Annotated in this window: 16 protein-coding genes; 10 read left to right on the top strand and 6 right to left on the bottom strand. The window is 67.9% G+C overall.

Annotation, left to right across the window (positions count from 1 at the left end; genetic code table 11):
- Positions 1-246: 246 nt before the first annotated feature.
- Genes AC07EQ_RS32575 through adh form a run of 3 tightly spaced genes read right to left on the bottom strand, consistent with a single transcriptional unit; the run spans position 247 to position 2829 of the window.
- Positions 247-942 (bottom strand): adenylate kinase, encoded by a 696-nt coding sequence (locus AC07EQ_RS32575; RefSeq protein WP_478391666.1) that lies wholly within the window; start codon positions 940-942, stop codon positions 247-249.
- Positions 932-1306 carry a DUF779 domain-containing protein gene (locus AC07EQ_RS32570; RefSeq protein ID WP_478391665.1) on the bottom strand — a complete coding sequence of 125 codons (375 nt, stop codon included), beginning with the start codon at positions 1304-1306 and terminating at the stop codon, positions 932-934. The genes AC07EQ_RS32575 and AC07EQ_RS32570 overlap by 11 nt, the downstream gene beginning before the upstream one ends.
- A complete protein-coding gene (gene adh, locus AC07EQ_RS32565) occupies positions 1306-2829 on the bottom strand; it encodes an aldehyde dehydrogenase (RefSeq protein WP_478391664.1) in 1524 nt (507 codons plus the stop codon). The genes AC07EQ_RS32570 and adh overlap by 1 nt, the downstream gene beginning before the upstream one ends.
- A gap of 223 nt (positions 2830-3052) precedes the next feature.
- Here adh and AC07EQ_RS32560 point away from each other — a divergent pair, with 223 nt between their 5' ends.
- The 8 genes from AC07EQ_RS32560 (at position 3053) to AC07EQ_RS32525 (ending at position 15132) form a co-directional block, all read left to right on the top strand.
- Positions 3053-4531, top strand: coding sequence for a GAF domain-containing protein (locus AC07EQ_RS32560; protein WP_478391663.1), 1479 nt, complete (start codon positions 3053-3055; stop codon positions 4529-4531).
- Positions 4532-4726: 195 nt separating this feature from the next.
- Complete coding sequence (locus tag AC07EQ_RS32555) at positions 4727-5953, top strand: iron-containing alcohol dehydrogenase (protein ID WP_478391662.1); 1227 nt, start codon at positions 4727-4729, stop codon at positions 5951-5953.
- An 8-nt stretch (positions 5954-5961) separates the two neighbouring features.
- Entirely contained in the window at positions 5962-7332 is a 1371-nt protein-coding gene (locus tag AC07EQ_RS32550) for a MadS family sensor histidine kinase (RefSeq protein WP_478391661.1), read from the top strand.
- Positions 7325-8008, top strand: a complete 684-nt coding sequence (locus AC07EQ_RS32545; protein ID WP_478391660.1) for a MadR family response regulator transcription factor — start codon at positions 7325-7327, stop codon at positions 8006-8008. Before AC07EQ_RS32550 ends, AC07EQ_RS32545 begins: the two co-directional genes overlap by 8 nt.
- 22 nt (positions 8009-8030) lie before the next feature.
- Entirely contained in the window at positions 8031-8930 is a 900-nt protein-coding gene (locus AC07EQ_RS32540; protein WP_478391659.1) for an SDR family oxidoreductase, read from the top strand.
- An 82-nt stretch (positions 8931-9012) separates the two neighbouring features.
- Entirely contained in the window at positions 9013-10287 is a 1275-nt protein-coding gene (locus AC07EQ_RS32535; RefSeq protein WP_132493440.1) for an ATP-binding protein, read from the top strand.
- A 376-nt stretch (positions 10288-10663) separates the two neighbouring features.
- On the top strand, positions 10664-13015 hold the full coding sequence (locus AC07EQ_RS32530; protein ID WP_478391658.1) for an ATP-binding protein: 2352 nt from the start codon (positions 10664-10666) through the stop codon (positions 13013-13015).
- Positions 13012-15132, top strand: coding sequence for an ATP-binding protein (locus tag AC07EQ_RS32525; protein WP_478391657.1), 2121 nt, complete (start codon positions 13012-13014; stop codon positions 15130-15132). Before AC07EQ_RS32530 ends, AC07EQ_RS32525 begins: the two co-directional genes overlap by 4 nt.
- Here AC07EQ_RS32525 and AC07EQ_RS32520 read toward each other — a convergent pair.
- The gene (locus AC07EQ_RS32520) at positions 15074-15550 is read right to left on the bottom strand and encodes a glycoside hydrolase (RefSeq protein ID WP_478391656.1); all 477 of its coding nucleotides are present in this window, start codon (positions 15548-15550) and stop codon (positions 15074-15076) included. The two genes, AC07EQ_RS32525 and AC07EQ_RS32520, sit on opposite strands and share 59 nt — an antisense overlap.
- A 152-nt stretch (positions 15551-15702) precedes the next feature.
- Here AC07EQ_RS32520 and AC07EQ_RS32515 point away from each other — a divergent pair, with 152 nt between their 5' ends.
- Complete coding sequence (locus AC07EQ_RS32515) at positions 15703-16848, top strand: DUF6924 domain-containing protein (RefSeq protein ID WP_478391655.1); 1146 nt, start codon at positions 15703-15705, stop codon at positions 16846-16848.
- A gap of 60 nt (positions 16849-16908) precedes the next feature.
- On the opposite strand, the gene AC07EQ_RS32510 is transcribed toward AC07EQ_RS32515, so the two are convergent.
- A complete protein-coding gene (locus AC07EQ_RS32510) occupies positions 16909-18096 on the bottom strand; it encodes a sensor histidine kinase (RefSeq protein WP_478391654.1) in 1188 nt (395 codons plus the stop codon).
- Positions 18093-18749 carry a response regulator transcription factor gene (locus AC07EQ_RS32505; protein ID WP_478391653.1) on the bottom strand — a complete coding sequence of 219 codons (657 nt, stop codon included), beginning with the start codon at positions 18747-18749 and terminating at the stop codon, positions 18093-18095. The genes AC07EQ_RS32510 and AC07EQ_RS32505 overlap by 4 nt, the downstream gene beginning before the upstream one ends.
- Positions 18750-18936: 187 nt before the next feature.
- Between AC07EQ_RS32505 and AC07EQ_RS32500 the strand changes: the two genes are divergently transcribed.
- Positions 18937-19350, top strand: coding sequence for a hypothetical protein (locus AC07EQ_RS32500; protein WP_478391652.1), 414 nt, complete (start codon positions 18937-18939; stop codon positions 19348-19350).
- Positions 19351-19700 lie beyond the last annotated feature (350 nt).

The following is a 19700-nucleotide window of genomic DNA, read 5'->3' as shown; positions in this document are numbered from 1 at the left end:
GGCTTGCTTCGCCCAGAACGCCTCCCGATCGGCCGAGGCTTCCTCGTACAGTGCCGACGTGGCGTTGGCCTGCGCCGCGAACTCCTGGGACGGCGCATGGACCCGTTCTTCGGTGCGGAGATTGTCCAAAGTGCTCTGTGAGTGCTTGCCCACTTCCGACCTCTCGACGCGATCATGTGACGGCCTGATCGCTTTTTCGTTGCGGCTTTCCCGGATCCGTCAACCGGTTGGATGAATCTACGGCGGTCAACGTTGCGGCGACGTTGTGCCGTTGTTCGATTGGGCGCCGAGCGCGACGGCCACCCGCTCGCCGACAGCGTCGACCGGACCGGAGGCGTCGACCCGCACCAGCCTGTCTTTCTCCTGGTAGTTCGCGAGCATCGGTGCGGTCTGCTGCTCGTAGAGCTGCAGACGGCGCCGGATCGCGTCCTCGCGGTCGTCGTCGCGCCGGTGCAGCGGACCGGCGCAGGCGTTGCAGACACCCTCCGCCCTCGTGGCGTTGAACTCCGCGTGCCAGCTTCGCCCACACATGCCGCAAACGCGTCTGCCATTGAGGCGACGAACGATTTCCTCCGCTGGCACCTGCAGCTCCAGCACTACGTCAACAGTGCGTCCGGAGCTTCGCAACGTGTCGTCGAGGAACTCGGCCTGCTCCCGGTTCCGGGGGAACCCGTCGAGCAGGAAGCCATCGGCGTCGTCCTCACCGAGACGTCTGCGCACCATTTCGTTGGTCAGCTCGTTCGGAACCAGGGCGCCGCTGTCCACGTAGGACTTCGCCCGCAGTCCGAGATCCGTGCCCTCGCCGACGTTGCAACGGAAGATGTCCCCGGTGGAGATGTGTGGAACACCCAGTCGGGCCGAAATCGCTGCCGCCTGCGTTCCCTTGCCGGCGCCCGGCGGGCCGACAAGCACAACGCGGCTCGGCTCGTGTTCAGCTCGCATCCAGTCGTTTCCATTCCTCTTCGGTGAGCAGGCGGGACCGGATGAGGAAGCGGACACCGTCGGGGGCTTCGAGGGAGAATCCGCTGCCCCGGCCGGGCACGAGGTCGATGGTGAGGTGGGTGTGCTTCCAGTACTCGAACTGCGATCTGGACATCCACACCGGTACCGGTTCGCTGTCCACCGCCAGGTCGCCGAGGTGCACGTCGGCTTCGCCGGTGGCGAATTCGCCCGCCGGGTAGCACATGGGGGCGCTGCCGTCGCAACAGCCGCCGGACTGGTGGAACATCACCGGCCCGTGCTGTGCCCTGAGGCGGCGGATCTGCTCCGCCGCCTCAGGGGTCACCGCGACTCGGTCGCTGGTCATCAGAAGAAGCCCAGCGCGTTGTTGGAGTAGCTGACCAGCATGTTCTTGGTCTGCTGGTAGTGGTCCAGCATCATCTTGTGGGTTTCGCGCCCGATGCCGGACTGCTTGTAGCCGCCGAACGCGGCGTGGGCGGGGTAGGCGTGGTAGTTGTTCACCCACACCCGGCCGGCCTGGATGTCGCGGCCGGCGCGGTAGGCGGTGTTGCCGTCGCGGGACCACACCCCGGCGCCGAGGCCGTAGAGGGTGTCGTTGGCGATCTTCATGGCGTCGTCGTAGTCGTCGAAGCTGGTGACGGAGACGACCGGGCCGAAGATCTCCTCCTGGAAGATCCGTTGCTTGTTGTGGCCCGCGAACACCGTCGGCGCGACGTAGTAGCCGCCGGCCAGGTCGCCTTCGAGCTCGACCCGGTGGCCGCCGGTGAGGACCTCCGCGCCTTCCTGCTTGCCGATGTCGATGTAGGACAGGATCTTCTCAAGCTGGTCGTTGCTGGCCTGGGCGCCGATCTGGGTGTCGGTGTCCAGCGGGTTGCCCTGCTTGATCTTCTCGGTTCGGGCCACCGCGTCGGTGAGGAACGCGTCGTAGATGCCGGACTGGATCAGCACCCGTGATGGGCACGTGCACACCTCGCCCTGGTTGAGGGCGAACAGCGCGAACCCTTCCAGAGCCTTGTCGTAGAAGGCGTCGTTGGCGTCGGCGACGTCGGAGAAGAAGATGTTCGGGCTCTTGCCACCGAGCTCGACGGTGACCGGAATGATGTTCTGGCTGGCGTACTGCAGGATGAGCCGGCCGGTGGTGGTCTCGCCAGTGAAGGCGACCTTGCGCACCCGGGAACTGGAGGCCAGCGGCTTGCCCGCCTCCACGCCGAATCCGTTGACCACGTTGAGCACGCCTGCGGGCAGCAGGTCGGCGATCAGGTCGATCAGCACGTGGATCGACGCGGGCGTCTGCTCGGCGGGCTTGAGCACCACCGCGTTGCCCGCGGCCAGGGCAGGCGCCAGCTTCCAGGTCGCCATCAGCAGCGGGAAGTTCCACGGGATGATCTGGGCGACCACGCCCAGCGGCTCGTGGAAGTGGTAGGCGACGGTGTCGTCGTCGATCTGCGAGATCGACCCTTCCTGGCTCCGCAGCACGCCCGCGAAGTAGCGGAAGTGGTCGATCGCCAGCGGGATGTCGGCCGCCAGCGTCTCCCGGATCGGCTTGCCGTTGTCCCAGCTCTCGGCGACCGCGAGCTTCTCGAGGTTGGCCTCCATGCGGTCGGCGATCTTGAGCAGGATCCCCGAACGCTCCGCCACCGACGTGCGGCCCCACGAAGGCGCGGCCCCCTCGGCGGCGTCGAGTGCGCGTTCCACGTCGGCGGCCGTGCCGCGGGCGATCTCGGTGAACACCCGGCCCGTCACCGGCGTGGGGTTCTCGAAGTAACCCCCACCGGCGGGCGCCACGTACTCGCCGCCGATGAAGTGGTCGTAACGCGAGCGGAACTCGACCGCCGAACCCGCCGTGCCCGGCGCTGCATGCAGAACCATCTGTTCGCCTCTCGTGTGCTGGTGCGACCCTCCGCGGGCCTTCGGTGACCTGGGCCACTCATGCCTCTGGTGTGGCGAGAAGCTAGGAGTCGCAACGTTGCAGCGACGTTGCAACAGGGCGAACCGGTATCGCGGGCGCACTTGCCCGTAACCTGTGTCACCCCGCACTATGAATCTTTCCGCGACCGGATGTTCCGCGTTCTCGACACTTCTGCGCAGGCGAATGGACACCAGCTACGACACCTCGGTTGATCCGCTCGAGCGGGCCCGACTGCTCGAGCGGGTGCACGCTGCCGTCCTGGCCGGTGACCGGCTCTCGCACGAGCCGAGACCGGTCGTCTTCGAGTCCTGGAGGCGTTCGCTGGCGGCCCGGATCGATCCTGATCTCAGGCAACCGCCGCTGGCGTTCGGCTCCGGCAGGATCGACGACGTTCGCCAGGCGCACCCGCTGGCGCGCTGGGTGCCGATGCTGCGTCAGACGCTGCTCGATGCGGCCGACGGCACCAGCCACGTCATGATCATCACCGATGCCGACGGCAACATCCTCTGGCGGCAAGGACATCCCCAGGTCTGCCGGGACGCAGACCGCGTTCTGCTCGCCGAAGGCACCCGGTGGGCCGAGAACGCGATCGGGACCAACGCCATGGGCACCACGCTCGCCACCGGAGCTCCCGTGCAGATCCACTCCGCCGAGCACCTCGTGCGGACCTACCACTCGTGGACCTGCGCCGCCTGTCCGGTCCGCGATCCGGATACGGGTGCGCTGCTCGGCGCGGTCGATCTCAGCGGTCCGCTGCACACGATGCACCCGGCGCTGCTCGCGCTCGTGGTGGCCGGTGCGCGGCTGGTCGAAGGTGAGCTCCGCTGGCGCCTGGCCGCCTCCGACGACCAGCTCCGGGAGCGCAACGCCCACCACCTCGCCGAGTCCGGTCGGGATGCGGCACTGCTGAGCCCCAGTGGACGGATCGTCGCGAGCACACCCTCGGCGCGGTTCGTGCCGGGGCAGCGGATCGGCCTCGACGACAGCGGAACGGTCCGGTTGGACGACGGTGAGGACGCCGAGGTCGAACCGCTCGACGGCGGCTACCTGCTGCGCGTCGGGCAGCCCCGGTCGCGTCGCCGGCCGCAGTTGTCGTTGAAACTGCTCGGCGACGAGGTTCCAGCGGCCACAGTGGACGGTGTCCGGCACGATCTGAGCCTGCGGCACGCCGAAATCCTCGCGCTGCTGGCAATGAACCCCGGCGGGCTGACTGCGGAGCGGCTCGCGCTGCTGCTGCACGGGGAGCAGGGCAACCCCACCACGGTCCGGGTGGAGATCCACCGCATCCGCAACGCCCTGGGGCCGCACGTGGTGAAGACCAGGCCGTACCGCATCGCGGCGGATGTGGACAGCGACCTGCACGCCCTCCGCGAGACGCTGCGCCATGGCGACGTCGGCGCCGCCGTGGATAGAGCCGGACTGCTGCTGCCGCGCTCGGAGTCCGTCGCGATCCGGGCCGAGCGCGACGAGCTCGTGGCGGCGCTGCGCGGCTGGGTGCTGGGCAGCGGAGACCCTGAACTGCTCTGGCGCTTCGCCAACGCGGATGCGGGCCGCGACGATCTGGAGGTGCTGGAAAACGCACGGGATCTGATGGCGCCGGACGCTCCGCAGCGCAACGTGCTCGAAGCCCGGCTGCGCCTCCTGCTCGAAGAAACCGTGTAGCACACCTGTCCGATCGGACAGGTCGGGGGTGCTCATCCGGGCAGTTCCGAGGTACAGTCCCCGGCTGTAGGTTCACCTGTGGTTTACCCCACAGTAGTGCTGCTGGTCTGCTTGCAGCCGGTCTCGCCGCGGGCCGCGCACCGGCCGGACTCGTTCGTGGGCGAGGCTCATCGGTGAGTCGGGAGGGCCACGAGAATGCCGGAGCTGGAAATCGCGTTCGAACATGTGGGCGTGCCGCGCCAACCCAGCCGCGACGATGTCGGCGAACAGCGTCCGGCCCTGGCGAAGTTCCACGCGCCGGAAATCGTGTTCGGCCCCGATTCGCTGGCCGAGCTGGGCCACTCGGCTCGACGCCTCGGCGCGCGCCGTCCCTTCCTGGTCACCGATCCCGGCATCGTGGAGGCGGGATGGGTGCGCGAGGCAGTGGTGCACCTGCGCGAGGTGGGTCTGGAACCGGTCGTCTGGCACGAGCTGACGCCGAACCCGAAGGACCACGAGGTGCAGGCGGCCTACTGCGAATATGCTCAGGCCGGCGCGGACGTGATCATCGCCGTCGGCGGCGGCTCGTGCATCGACGCGGCCAAGGGCGTGGCGATCGTGTCCGCCAACGGTGGGCACATCCTGAACTACGAGGGCGTCGACCGGGTCGTGAACCCCATCCCACCGCTGGTCATGGTGCCGTCGACCTCGGGAACCGGTGCGGATGTGTCCCAGTTCTGCGTGGTCACCGACACCACCCACGCGACGAAGGTGACCATCATCAGCAGGACGCTGGTCCCCGAAATCTCGATCATCGATCCTCGGTTGCTGACGACCATGCCGGACTGGCTGAACGCGGCGACCGGTCTCGACGCGCTCACCCACGCCATGGAGTCCTACGTCTCGCTCGCGCACAACGTGCTGACCGATCAGCATTCGCTGCACGCCGTGCACCTGGTGACCAGGAACCTGCTGCGGACCCTGCTGGATCCGGCCGCCCAGGAGCCGCGCAACGCGATGGCGCAGGGGTCGTTGGCGGCGGGGATGGCGTTCACCAACGCGATCCTCGGCGCCACCCACGCCATGAGCCACCAGGTCGGCGGGCTGCTCGACGCGCCGCACGGCGTGATCAACGGGATCCTGCTGCCGCACGTGATCCGGTTCAACGCGGAACAGCGCCCGACTCGCTACGTGCCGCTGGCCGCCGCTGCGGGCATCGACACCGGGCGCGTACCCGCGGCCGAGGTCGCCGAGGTGCTGGCCGATCGGGTCCGCGAGCTGGCCGACTCCGTGGGCGTTCCGCGCGGTTTGTCCTGCCTCGGGGTCGGCGAGCACAACGTCGCGCACCTGGCCAGGACGACGATGAAGGACGCGTGCCTGGCGACCAACCCCCGCCAGGTCACCCAGGAGGAGATCGAGTCGTTGTTCCGAAAGGCCATGTGAGGTCGAAGGTGTCCGGTGGTGGCCGCGTCCGCGCGGGGGAGACGACGCTCGGTGAGCTCACCGGGGTGCGATCGAGCAAGCGGTCGTTCTACCCCGAGTACCGGCGCTCGAACGAGCGGCTGGCCGTGGCCGTGCAGGCGCTCGACGAGATCTCCCGCGCCGTGGTGCGCTCGGCGGAGGGGCCGAGGGCGTTGGTGGAGGCGGTCATCGTGGCCGCCGTTGAGCACTTGCAAGCCGAGTGGGTGCTGCTGGCCGTCGCCGACGGGGCGTTGCGGGGGATACGTCCGGGTTTCCTGTTCGCCCGGGACGGCGAGCTGATCGACCAGGAGCACGAGCTGCCCGCCGAAGTCCGCGAGCAGCTCGAAGTGATCCGCAAGCGCCCGTGGGAGCTCGAACCGGGCGAGGCCGGGCCGGGCTGGGTGCGCGCGCCGATGCTGCTCGACGAGGAGCCGGTCGGCGGCGTCGTGGGTCGGCCCGGTGCGGGAGTGGAAGTCACCGGGACCGACCTCGCGGTCCTGCGGGTGCTGGCCAATCAGGCCGCGGTGGCGCTGTACAACTCCTACCTGTTCCACACTGCGGCCCAGTTGAAGGGGCGCGCAGAGCAGTTGAACGAGGAAGCTTCCCGGCAGGCCAAGGACCTCGTCGAGCGAAACGCCGAACTGCAGGAGGTCCAGCGCCGGCTGACCGAGGCGATGCAGCGCCAGGTCATCGACGAGGAACGGCACCGCATAGCGCGGGAGCTGCACGACAGCGTGACCCAGGCCGTGCTCAGCGCCGGCATGACCGTGGAGGTGTGCCGGTCGGAGCTGGCGGAGATGGGCGCCGACGCGCGGCAGGTCGCCGAGCGGCTCATGGCGGCCAAGGACCTGACCCGGCAGGCGGTCTCCCAGCTGCGGTCGGCGATCTACGCGCTGCACCGGGGCGCCGACGAGGGCCCCGGTTCGTTGCCGGTGCTGCTGGAACGGCTGTCCAACGTGCACCTGCCGACCTCCGTCGACGTCGCGGTCCGGATCGAGGGCAAGCCGGTGCCGCTGCCCGGCGAGGCCGAGCACTCGCTGCTGCGGCTGACCGGCGAGGCCCTGTTCAACACCGCGACCCACTCGGGCGCGGACCGCGCGTCGGTGCACCTGAAGTACGAGACCGACCGCGTCGTGCTGTCGATCGCCGACGACGGCACCGGGGATCCCGCGCAGCTGCGGCGAACTCTGCGGGCGGCGCGCACCAATGACCTCAACGGGCACCACCGGGGGCTGGCGAACATGGCCGCGCGAGCCGAAGAACTCGGCGGTGAGCTCAACATCGGCAGGGCGAAGATGGGCGGGGTGCTCATCAGGCTGGAAGTGCCGATGCCGCTGTCAGAAGGGGACACCGATGTCTGAGGAAGCCGCGTGGCAGTCCGGGGGCGCGGTGAGCGCACCGCCGGGTCTGGTCCGGATCGTGATCGTCGACGACCACTCCATCGTCCGGCAGGGGCTGCGGTCGCTGCTCGAACGGGAACAGGACCTCGAAGTGGTCGGGGAGGCCTCCACCGCGGCGGAGGCGGTCGCGGTGGTCGGCCGGACGCGGCCCGCGGTGGTGCTGCTGGACCTCAAGCTGTCCTCCGGTGAGGACACCGAGGGCCTGGCGCTGTGCGAGCGGTTGACCGGGGAGCACGAGGGTCTCGGGGTCCTGGTGCTGACGACCTTCCTGGACGAGAAGCTCGTCGTCGACGCCGTGCACCGCGGTGCCCGTGGTTACGTGGTCAAGGACGTCGACACCACCGAGCTGGTCCGGGCGATCCGCGCGGTGGCCCGCAAGGAGAGCGCGTTCGACTCGCGCTCGGCCGCGGCGATGGTGCACTCGATGAACAACCGCTCCACCGCACCGGAACTGACCGAACGCGAGCTGGGTGTGCTCCGGCTGATGGCCACCGGGTCGAGCAACCGGCACGTCGGCGGCCAGCTCTTCATCTCCGAGACGACGGTGAAGTTCCACGTGCGCAACATCATGCGCAAGCTGGATGTCTCCACCCGCGCGGAAGCCGTGTACGAAGCGAGCAAGCGCGGGCTCATCTGAGCGTGGATCTTGACCTGTTGCCGTGTCGATCAAAGCACTCCACCGGCACGGACGCCTCGACGCGGCGGTAGGCGCCGCAGCCGTGGTCCTGGGCGGCCAACCGCTGTGGGAGACCACCGACCAGCAGTGGAACGCGCTGTTTGCCACTGACGTGGTCGGCTTGCTGAACCTGGCCAGAGCCGCAGTTCCCGCGATGTTGGGCGCACCGGAGCCGCGTCGTGGCCGGTTCGTCGCGCTCGCCTCCGCTGCGGCGCACACCGGCTTGTGGCGCCTGGGAGCGTATTGCGCGGCGAAACACGCGGTCCTGGGACTGGTGAGAGGGCTGGCGACCGATCTGCAGGGAACCGGGATCGGCGCGGTGGCGGTTTCCCCCGGATCCACTCGCACGGACATGCTTCGTGCCACCGCGGCCTTGTACGGACTGTCCAATATGGACGACCTCGCCAGGCATCAACTCGTCAACCGGTTGCTGGAACCGGAGGAGGTGGCGGCGGGCGGTGGCGTGGGCATGTTCGCCGGAGGCGAGTGCGATCAACACGCCTGCACCGCGCGGGGTGGCGGCTTCGGTACGTGGTTGTTCTCCACCGCGGTCCAGCTGCTGCGTGCCGGTGTCCGACATCACTGGCCGCTCGTGCTCGCGTTGGCGATCAGCAGTCGGCGGGCGCGGCGATTGCTGATCCTGGGATCTACTGTGGACGCACTGGTGGAGCGCGGTCGGAGGGGTTCGCGACTGGACCCGGTCACCTTCGTCGCCTTGCGCAGGCTCGACGATCTCGCCTACGGGGCCGGAGTCTGGTGGGGTGCGGTGAGGCAGCGCACGCCCGCTCCGCTGGTCCCGAAGATCGCAGGATTCCGGTGTGGACGCTTTCGGCATCGATTCCGAGAACGATCCGAGTGTGGGCTGGCTCATTGCGGGCCCTAGGTGCGGCGGTTAGTTTCACCGCAATACCCCAGCTCGCAGGCGATTTTTCCGGCTGTGCGAAGCGAAATCCGGGAGGTGTGCCATGCCATCGTGGCGGGTGCGCGATTTTCACGACGACGATCTGGACCAGGCGATCCACATCTGGGACCAGAGCAGGGAGGGTGGAGAGCCGGTGTTCTCCGCTGCCGAGGTGGTCTCGATCGCGCGGGCCGGTCATCCGGCGATGGTCGCAGTGGTGGAGCAGGACGTCGTGGGCATGGCAGCGGCGAAGGTGGAGGGCGAGCGGGCCTGGTTGGCGCTGTTCGCCCTCGACGCCCGGTGGCGCAACCGCGGCATCGGCAGCGCGCTGCTGACCGAGCTGGAGAAGAAGCTGCGCGGGCAGGGGGTGCACCGCATCGCGAGCCTGGTCCCCGAGGGGGCCGCGGGGTTTCGGGCGATGGTCAACTCCGGCTACCGGCCACGCACCGACCTGACCTACTTCGAGAAGGTCGAGGACCTCGATCCGGCCGACTTCGACGTGCTCGAGGAGCTCGGCGGCAGGCTGCTGCCGCCAGGGCAGTGGGACGCGCTGGCGGGCATGCAGCGTGAAAAGGACGTCATCGAACGACGGGTCGTGTTGCCGATCTCGCATTCCGCGCAGGCCGAACGCCACGGCGTGCTGCCTCCGAAGGCGATCGTGCTGTTCGGGCCGCCGGGAACCGGCAAGACCAGCTTCGCCAAGGCGGTCGCCTCCCGCCTGAACTGGCCGTTCGTGGAGCTGTTCCCGTCGCGCCTGGCCGCGTCGTCCCCGGACGGGTTGGCGGCCTCGCTGCGGGCGGTGTTCGCCGAGCTGGAGGAACTGGACGACCTGGTGTTGTTCATCGATGAGGTTGAGGAGATCGCCGGGATCCGCTCGACGCCCGCGGCCGGCCCTGCGCACGGGGTGACCAACGAACTGCTCAAGCTGATCCCCGGCTTCCGCGAACACGACCACCGCCTGCTGGTCTGCGCCACGAACTCGGTGAGCTCCCTGGACTCGGCGTTCCTGCGGCCGGGCCGGTTCGACTACATCATCCCGGTAGGCCCGCCGGACCCGCCCGCCAGGCGGGCGATCTGGTCGCGCTACCTCGGCCCGGCGCGCGACAACGTCGACCTGGACCTGCTGGTGGAGCGCTCCGATCTGTTCACCCCGGCCGACATCGAGTTCGCCGCGCGCCAAGGCGCCCAGGCGGCCTTCGAGCGCGACGTGCTGCACGACGACGGCGGGCTGGCTACGACGAAGGACTACCTGCGGGCGATCTCCGACACCCGGCCGACGCTGACTGCCGAAGCCATCACCGAGTTCGAGCAGGACATCGAGGCCTACACCAGGTTGTGATCGACACACTTTCCCGCGGAGTCCCCGGACGCGGGGGCGGGACCGTCGTTTCCGGGGAGTTGGTCGACACCGTCCGGGCGCAGGGGCTGCAGCCGACCGGGGAGAACTCGGTGCCGGCAGGTCTGACGAAAAAGATTCTGGAGTCCGGACTCCACGCCATCCCTGACTGCCGATGCTTCGACCGCCCGGTCAGCGCTGAGACCAATGAGGCAGGTGAGTCCTCCAGCGGCCTTCAGCCTCGGAGCCTGAGCGCGAATGCGCGGTCGCCCCCTTGATTTTTCTGGGACGGCACCGGTTGCCAGGCTGTCCTGCGTCCTGTCCAGGGGGCTCGGTTCGAGGTGGAGCCCTCGTCAGGCGGCAGTCGTAGAGTGGTGCCGTGGGCGCGTCGTCGCGGGGGAGGCAAGGGGGGCTTCCTGCCGATGTGACAAGTTTCGTGGGGCGGCGACAGGAGATAGCCAAGGTCAGGGCCATGGTGTCGTCGTCACGGCTGACGACGCTGACCGGAGTGGGCGGGGTAGGCAAGTCTCGACTGGCGTTGCGCGTGGCGAGAGGGCTGCAGCGGGCGTTCCGGGACGGGGTGTGGCTGGTTGAACTCGCCCGGTTGCAGGAGCCCTCGTTGCTGGCATCCACAGTCGCAGCGGAGTTCGGGTTGCGTGAGCAGTCCAGGCGTGAGCCCGAGATCGTGCTGGCGGAGTACCTGTCTGACAAGCAGCTGCTGCTGGTGCTCGACAACTGCGAACATGTGGTGAACGAGTGCGGTGAGCTGGTGTGCAGGTTGTTACCGGCGGCACCTGAGCTTCGGATCCTGGCCACCAGCCGCGGATCCCTCGGTGTAGATGGGGAGCGCATCTGGCCGGTACCACCGCTGATGATTTGGGAAGTGGGTGATACGGACGAGCAGCTCTCGCTGCAGGAAGTCCGGTCCGAGGCGCTCGCGCTGTTCGAGCAGCGGGCCAATGCGGTGCTTCCGGGGTTTGCGGTCAAACCGGACAACCTGGCGACGGCGGCTCGGTTGTGCCGGCGCCTGGAAGGGCTGCCACTCGCGATCGAGTTGGCTGCCGTGCAGATACGTGCGCTGTCGATGGAGCAGATCGAGCGCAGGCTGGACGATCGCTTCCAGTTGCTCGCAGGCGGCAGGCGCACCGAGCCGTCCCACCACCGGACGCTGCGTGCGACTTTTGACTGGAGCTTCGATCTGTGCTCGAGGCAGCAGCAAACACTGTGGCGACGGATGTCGGTGTTCGTCGACGTGTTCACCCTGGACGCGGCCGAGGCGGTCTGCACGGACGAGATCCTGGCCAGGCACGAAGTCCTCGGGTGTGTGGAAGGGCTCATGGACCAGTCCGTGCTGACGCGGGACGAAACCGATTCCACCGTTCACTACAGGGTGCTCGAAACATTGCGGCAGTACGGGCTTTGGCGACTGCGTGAATCCGGCGATGAGAGATCGCTGCGCCTGCGGCACCGGGATTACTACCTGCATCTGGCCGAGGAGGCCGAGGCTGACTGGTTCGGTCCCCGTCAGCTCGACTGGCTGGCTCACCTGCGCGCGGAGCATCCGAACATCCAGGCCGCGCTGGAACTCTGCGTCACCGAGCCCGGGCAGGCGCGGGCCGGGCTCCGCATGGCGGCGGCGCTGTGGTTCTACTGGATCGCGTGCGGCTTCCTCACCGAGGGGCGGCACTGGCTGGATCGCGCCTTGGCGGAGGACCAGGAGCCGAGCGCGGCGCGGGTCAAAGCGCTGTGGGCCAACGGCTACATCGCCACCCGGCAAGGGGACGTCGACGCGGCCCTGGCCATGCTGGCGGAATGCCAGGACCTCGCGCGGCAACTGGGAGATCAGACGGCATGGGTGCGCGGACTCCAGATGACTGGGCTGGCGGAGCTGATGCACGGTGACCACGTTCGAGGTGTCGAGCTGCTGGAGGAAGCCCTCGCCCGGCAACGGGATACCGGTGAACCCGACACCGCCCTGGCGACCACGATGTTCTACCTCGCCCTGGCGGTCTGCACCCGCGGCGACCTGGATCGCGCGGTCGCGCTCTGCGAGGAGTGCCGGGCGATGTGCGACTCCCGCGGTGAGCGTTGGAGTCTGTCCCGCACGCTCTGGGTCCTCAGCCTCACCCGATGGGCTCAGGGGGAGCGGCGGATGGCGGCCGAGCACGTGTGCGAGTCTCTGCGGATCGAGCGGGTCCTGCGAGATCCGATCAGCATCGCCCTGTGCGTCGAGGTTCTGGGCTGCGCCGCGGCGGCCGGAGGCAAGCCGGAGCGCGCCGCCAAGCTGTTCGGAGTCAGTCGCAAGCTCTTCGAGCCGCTCGGTGAGTACCTGTTCGGATTCACCTACTACCTCGGCTGGCACGATGAGGCCGAGACCAGATCGCGCGCGTCCCTCGGCGACGAGGCGTTCGACAACGCCTACAGGGCCGGCCGACGAGTCACCCTCGATGAGGCCGTTGCCTATGCGCTGGGCGAGAAATCCAAGGCGCAGGGTCCTGCCACGTCCGCGTTGCGCTCACTGCTGACACGGCGCGAGCGCGAGATCGCCGAACTGATCACCGCGGGGCTGTCGAACAGGGAGATCGCCACCAAGCTGGTCATCGCAAAGCGCACCGTCGACGCGCACGTGGAGCACATCTTCACCAAGCTCGGCCTCAACTCGCGGACCCAGGTCGCGGCCTGGATGGCCGAACGGGCAGCCGCCGAGCACAGCCGGGACACCGGCGGATGAGCTGGAAGGTGACGAGCATGGGTGCTGGGAACCTACCGGACGAAGCCAGCAGCTTCGTTGGTCGTCAACAGGAAGTGGCCGACAGCAAACGGATCCTGTCCCGCGCGAGATTGCTGACCATCACCGGCGCTCCGGGAGTGGGCAAGACACGCCTGGGTGTGCGCGTCGCCGCGCAGGTACGGCGGAGGTTCCCCGATGGCGTCTGGCTGGTGGGCTTGGCCGATCTGGACGACGGTGCGCTGTTGCCACACACCGTGATGGATGCCCTCGGTGTTGGGGACCGGTCGGTGCGGCGGCCGAGCGACGCACTCACCAAGTACCTGGCGCCCCGACGGCTGCTGTTGGTGCTGGACAACTGCGAGCACCTCGTGGACGACTGCGCGGCGCTGGTGAACACGCTGCTGCGGGGGGCACCAGGGTTGCGAATCCTGATCACCAGCCGCCAGGTGCTCGGCGCTGACGGCGAGCATGTGGTGACGCTCTCCCCACTACCGGTTCCCGAGGAGCCGCTGTCGGCCGCAGTGGTGTCGGACTGGGCATCGGTGCAACTGCTCGCCGCGCGTGCCGCGCGCGTGCTACCGGGCTTTTCCGTCACCGCCGCCAACAGCGAGCAGTTGACCGGGATCTGCCGCCGGTTGGAGGGTCTTCCACTGGCGATCGAGTTGGCGGCGACATGGATGCGGACGCTGGCGGTCGAGGAGATCCTCGCGATCCTGGACCAGTGGCCCGAATCGCCCGGCGAGCGTTCGTTGCCCGCGCCATCGCCCCAGGTGGTGAGCCACCACCGGACGCTGCGGGCGACCTTCGATTGGAGCTTCGAACTGTGTTCCGCGGCCGAGCGGAGATTGTGGGCACGGTCCTCGGTGTTCGCCGGGGATTTCGACCTGGAGAGCGCTGAGGCGGTCTGCACCGACGAGGTGCTGCTGCCTGAGGACGTCATCGGGCTGGTGGCCGGCCTGGTGGACAAGTCTGTTCTGAGTCGACAGGTCCATACCGGACGCACGCGATACCGGTTGCTCGCCCCGACCCGTCAGTACGGGAATCTGCGCCTGCACGAATTCGGAGAGGACGAACTCGTGCGCCGGCGGCACCGGGACCACTACCTCCGGTTGGCCGACCAGGCCGAGCGCAGATGGTTCGGTCCCGAACAGGTGTCCTGGTTCGAACGCATGCGCGCCGAGCACGCCAACCTGCGAACTGCGCTGGAGTTCTGCCTGACCGAGCCCCGTGAGGCGTCGGCCGGACTGAGGCTGGCCGGAGCGCTGTGGTTCTGCTGGGTCGCAGGCGGTTGGGTCAAGGAGGGCCGTTACTGGCTCGATCACCTGCTGGCACTCGCAACGGAGCCGAGCCCGGCGCGAGCCAAGGCGCTGTGGGCGAACGGTTGGATCGCCACCATCCAGGGCGATGTCGCCCCTGCACTGCGGATGCTGGCTGAAGGGCGTGACCTGGCGCGCCGCATGGGAGAGGAATCCGAACTGGCCTCCGCGCTGTGCGTGTCCGGCTACGCCGAGCACATGCGCGACAACCAGCGGCGTGCGGTGGCGTACTTGGAAGAAGCCCTGGAACTGGAGAAGACCCGCGGCCGGCCTAGCGCGGTCACCGTGGTGAGCCGCCCCATCCTGGCCAACACCATGTTGCTCCTCGGCGACAGCCGGCGAGCTCGTCTTCTCTGCGAGGAGTGTCTGGCGATGCGTGAGGAGTACCGCGCGCCCTGGTCCCACTCCTGGGCGCTGTGGGTCCTGGGGGTTGCCGCGTGGACTGACGGCGATGCCCAGCAGGCCGGTTCCTACGCTCGGGAATGCCTGCGGATCAAGCACGAGCTCGATGACCTGGTGGGCGTTGCCCTGTCCATCGACCTGCTCGCCTGGTCCGCGACGGATCAGGACGCCGAACGCGCCGCGCGGCTGCTGGGCGTGAGCCACACCATGTGGCAAGAGATAGGCATGCCGTTGTTCGGTTTCCAGCCCTATGTGTCCCGGCATCAGGTCAGCGCGGAACACGCCCTTGAGAGCCTCGGCTCGCATGAATTCGACGTTGCCTTCGGCGACGGATGCAAGCTCACCCTTGACCAGGCAGTGGCCTACGCGCTGCAGGAAGGCGAGCATCCAGTCGCCTGAGCGCTACAGCTCGGCAGGGCACAGAGGGGCGTTCGGCCGGCTTGAAGAACGCCCCGGGCCTTTCTGCCTGCCAGTAGCCGCCCCAGGTTTCCTTGTCCTGCTCGGCCTTCCACAGTCCCGGGCTGACCGGGGTGGTGGAACCGTGGCTGAAGGCGAGTACCTGGTTCGCCCAGCTGCCAACGCGCAAGAGGCCGGCAGCTTCTTCGGCAGTGTAGAGGAACGCGGCCTGATTTACGGTGCTGGTAGCAGGCTCCGCCTGTTGTCCTGACGCGGTGTTTTCTTGCGAGTCCTCGGTCGCAAGGTTGCTGGAGTCGCGCTGTTGCAGCGGGGCGAACAGTATTTGCGGTGCCTGGCTTGGCTGCTGGTGGCTGTGAAGGTGCCTGCACGCGCTGGGCGCGCAAAGCGGGGGGCGCCACATCGCTGCCCCTTTGGGCGTCCGCTGAGGTATGTCGAGGCAGTTGTCCTTGGATGCGGCGAGCCGGGAGTGGCGAGGCGGCTACCGTCGTCTCGTCGTGTGTCGCCAGCATCCGTCTTTGGTGCTGTGGTGGGCGAGGAGGCTTTGTGCGGCCGGTGTCGGATGACGCGTCTGTGTTCATCTTTCGTCTGCGGCAGCGCGCGTGGGACCGCGCGGAGTGGCTGCCGCGATCACGGCTGCTGGTGCACGTGGCCGGAGGGGGGAGCGCGGTGCTGGAGCAGCTGTCCTGGGGTACGGAGGACGGTGCGCAGTCCGCAGTCGGCTTCTCTCCGGATATGGCGTGGTGTTACGGCCATCGCCGCACCGCCGACGGTGATGTGGTGGAGATGCGGGGCGAACTCGACGGCCAGCGAGACTACTCGGAGGGCGCTGATGGTGCTCGTGGGTACGAGTTCGACACGGAGATCGAGGACGCTGGTGGTGGGCATCCGGCGGGACGGCTACGGTTGCTGATCGACGACGGTGGCGAGGCGCCCCTGCGGTGGGTGGCCTGGCGTGACCGGTTGGGAAACGCCTATTCGGTCGCCTTGCGTTCGGAAAGTCCTTCCGGTAAAGCGGATGTCACCGCCGACGGCAGCGGTTTCGTCGGCTACCGCCAAGGCGCAGGCCACACCCCCATCGCCTACCGGGGCACCCGCATGGTGCGGGAGTCGACGGATGTGCCGACCGCGCCGTTGCCCGGAAAGTTGCCCGACAGGTGCATGCGCCGACTGGAGGAGTTCCACCCGCTTCCTGCTGAGGCGGAGTTGGTGTCGCCTTCGGGCACCCGCCTCCCACGCGCGGTTCCGCCCGCCGCCCTCGAGATGCTGCTCAACGCCGCTTCCACCCCGATCGTGCGCACAGACTTCTCTGACGACCAAGCCTGGGAGACCGCCTGGCGCGACATCACCACGCACCGCGAGTACCACGATGGCGACGTCGTCCTCGACGTCACACTGGTCGACCGGCCCGAGTTCGAAGGCTGGACGGGCGAAGAACTCGCCGCACTGCTGCCACACACCACTCAGGTGCGGGTCTTGGTTGCCGACGCGGTCACACTCGCCTCCCCAGAGCACCCCGTGCTCGTCATGGAGGTCGCACGCGAACAACCACGGTTCTTTCGCGCCACCCCGAATGCCCTGGTAGACGTCGAAATCCAACTCTCGATCGACAACATGGGCTGGGAAGACTTCAGCGACTCCGTCGACCCCGACGGTGTATTCCGGACTTCTACCACGGACCAGATTCCCCCCGTTACCTAATGGGTGTTGAACGGTCCGCGGCGACGTGATCAACTGGGTCCGGTCCATCGCGCAGATGTGTCATGCAGCCGGCAAGCAAACCCGGACCACGAGCCCGCCCTCGGCACGTGGCCGAGCAGTGACGGAACCGCCATGTGCTTCGGCGATCGCTCGCACTACCGAGAGGCCGAGTCCGCTGCCTGGGGGTGGGTCTGCCCTGTTGAAGCACAACCGCCTGAACGGCTCGAACAACTGGCCGGCCTTGGTGGTGTCGATGTGGTTGCCGCCGTTCGCGATTTCCAGGACGGATTCGGTCGTCGTGCCGGTGGTGCGTACTGATACCCAGCCGCAGGGTTCATTGTGGACGAAAGCGTTGTCGATGAGGTTGCGGATCAGTTGCTCGAGCAGGGCGGCGTCACCACGGACCTTGGCCACCCTGAGTTCAGAGGTGGGCTTGATCTGTTCGTCGTTGCGGGCGATTCGCTCGTGCAGGATGTCGTCGGTGAGGTCGGCCAGGTTGACGGTGTCTTTCCTCTCGACGGTTTCAGCGTTCTGGGCCAACGCGAACAGGCCGGTGAGTACGCGCTGTTGATGGTCCAGGCTGGCGAGGAGTTTGCGGCCCAATTCCTTGGTCCCGATTCCGGCGTCAGGTCGGGTCATCGCCACCTCGGTGACCGCTCGCTGCGCCGCTACGGGGGTTTTCAGCTCGTGAGCGGCGTTCGCGAGGAATCTGCGCTGGCTGGCGAACGATCGTTCCAGCCGCGCCAGCATGTGGTCGAAGGCATCGGCGAGTTCCTTGATCTCGTCGTTGGGCCCGGATAGCCAGATGCGGGTGCTCAACTCCTGGTCAGCGGCCCGTTGAGCGGCGCTCGTGATGGACCGGATCGGGCGCAGCGCACGCCGGGCCGTCAACCACCCGAGGACAGCGGCCACCGCCATGACGACCACCAGGGCGACGACACCGCTTTCGAGTACGGACGAATAGGTCACGGTGCCTGCAACGTCGACGATTTCCGGGTCTCCTGGGGCGACGAGTTCCGGGTCTCCAGCGTCGACGGGTTCGGGGGCTCCTGGGGCAGCCGGCGTCACCGGAAGCTCAGGGGCGACATCCGGTGGCGACGAGGCAGGAACCGGGGGTTCGCTCGCGGTACCCACCGGGATTACCGGCTGCGTCATCAGCAGGATCAGGCCGAGCAGTATCGCGCCCGTGACCGCTGTCAGCATCACGTACGCGAGGGTCAGCTTGACCCGCAGCGGCCAGCGTTTCACGGGATCCGGTACCCAACACCGGAAACGGTCTCGACAGGTGACGGGTCGCCCAGCTTGCGCCGCAGTGTTGCCATGGTCACGCGCACGACGTTGGTAAAGGGATCGATGTTCTCGTCCCATGCCGTTTCCAGCAGTTTCTCAGCCGAAACGACCGCACCATCCGCACGTAGCAACTCTTCGAGGACGGTGAATTCCTTTTTGGTCAAGGAAACCGGGTGATCGTGACGCGTGACCCGGTGCCGCGCCGGGTCCAAGACGATGCGTGCGCGTTGCAGTATCGGCGGTACAGCCGGCCTGCTTCGCCGTCCCAGCGAGCGCACCCTGGCGACGAGTTCGGTGAAGGCGAACGGTTTGGGCAGATAGTCATCCGCGCCCAGTTCGAGTCCGGCGACTCGGTCGGCGACCTCGGACGCAGCGGTGAGCAGCAGGATTCGTGTCTCGCGACGCTCCGCGATGAGCGAGCGGCATACTTCGTCGCCGTGCACCAGTGGTAGTCCGCGGTCGAGTACAACTACGTCGTAGTCGGTGCTGACGCATCGCTCGAGCGCGGCGGCACCGTCATAGACGACGTCCACGGCGAGTCCGTTATCCCGCAAACCCTCACCCACCGCGTCCGCCATCATTTTCTCGTCCTCGGCCACCAGTACGCGCATAGCGCTTCTATACCACAGCGCGCGCCCTCGACGAGCGAAAAGTACATACGGGCAACACGGTCTGCACTTTCTGCTCTAAAGAAGAGATAAGGCGCTACCTGACGCTCCACTAACGCCAGATCAGGAACTCTAGTGCTCGTTCCGATGGACATTCGGAATAGACCGCAACACATTCGGAGATTTTCACATGAAGGCAATTCGAATCGTGCAGTCGCTCACGCTGGCCGGCCTGGCCGTTGCCGGTCTCGTCACCACGTCCGCAGCCGCTCTCGCCGAAGGCGCTACCGAGAGCCCCATGCCGACCCTGCCCATCACCTGCACGCCGGACGGCGTGCCGGCGCCGACCGTGCCGACTGCCGACGTCCCCGCCGGCGACCCCGCCGGTGAGCCGGGTGTTCCGGCGTATCCCATCGACTGCGTGCCCGCTGGAGACCCAGGCGTTCCGCCTGTCGACTGCACGCCGGACGGCGTGCCGGCACCGACCGTGCCGACTGCCGACGTCCCCGCCGGCGACCCCGCCGGTGAGCCGGGTGTTCCGGCGTATCCCATCGACTGCGTGCCCGCCGGAGAGCCGGGCGTTCCGCCCCTGCCGGCGGCATGACACGCGGATAGGTCAGTTGTTGTTGCCGGGCGGGCCCCGACCGCCCGGCAACAACTCGTCCGGCTCATCGGCCAAGCTGATCCGACCCGGTCCGTGGGCAACCCCGCAGCGGCATCGCCGACCTGGCCCCTTCGCCACCGTGGTGCACCGTGCACCACGGTGGAGTCCGTGGTGGAGAGTCGGCTGGATCTGCCCGAACACAGCCCGCCGCGCCCCGCCCCGAAGAGGCCGCCGCCCACCGGAATTCCCGAAATTAGCTGGATATTAGCCATCGACAGCTCTTGACGGTCCCGGAAACTTGGCGCAATGTGCTCGCTAATCCGCATTCACAGCCAGATCGTTTGATGCAG

The organism is Saccharopolyspora sp. NPDC045839 (genome assembly GCF_056431645.1).
The sequence above is the reverse complement of the archived record's forward strand: the minus strand, read 5'-3'. Positions and strand labels throughout refer to the sequence as shown.

Excerpts from the sequence above, each read along its gene's own strand:
- AC07EQ_RS32575 (WP_478391666.1), bottom strand. The coding sequence starts at position 942 with ATGCGAGCTGAACACGAGCCGAGCCGCGTTGTGCTTGTCGGCCCGCCG.
- AC07EQ_RS32570 (WP_478391665.1), bottom strand. The coding sequence starts at position 1,306 with ATGACCAGCGACCGAGTCGCGGTGACCCCTGAGGCGGCGGAGCAGATC.
- adh (WP_478391664.1), bottom strand. The coding sequence starts at position 2,829 with ATGGTTCTGCATGCAGCGCCGGGCACGGCGGGTTCGGCGGTCGAGTTC.
- AC07EQ_RS32560 (WP_478391663.1), top strand. The coding sequence starts at position 3,053 with ATGGACACCAGCTACGACACCTCGGTTGATCCGCTCGAGCGGGCCCGA.
- AC07EQ_RS32555 (WP_478391662.1), top strand. The coding sequence starts at position 4,727 with ATGCCGGAGCTGGAAATCGCGTTCGAACATGTGGGCGTGCCGCGCCAA.
- AC07EQ_RS32545 (WP_478391660.1), top strand. The coding sequence starts at position 7,325 with ATGTCTGAGGAAGCCGCGTGGCAGTCCGGGGGCGCGGTGAGCGCACCG.
- AC07EQ_RS32535 (WP_132493440.1), top strand. The coding sequence starts at position 9,013 with ATGCCATCGTGGCGGGTGCGCGATTTTCACGACGACGATCTGGACCAG.
- AC07EQ_RS32525 (WP_478391657.1), top strand. The coding sequence starts at position 13,012 with ATGAGCTGGAAGGTGACGAGCATGGGTGCTGGGAACCTACCGGACGAA.
- AC07EQ_RS32520 (WP_478391656.1), bottom strand. The coding sequence starts at position 15,550 with ATGTGGCGCCCCCCGCTTTGCGCGCCCAGCGCGTGCAGGCACCTTCAC.
- AC07EQ_RS32505 (WP_478391653.1), bottom strand. The coding sequence starts at position 18,749 with ATGCGCGTACTGGTGGCCGAGGACGAGAAAATGATGGCGGACGCGGTG.
- AC07EQ_RS32500 (WP_478391652.1), top strand. The coding sequence starts at position 18,937 with ATGAAGGCAATTCGAATCGTGCAGTCGCTCACGCTGGCCGGCCTGGCC.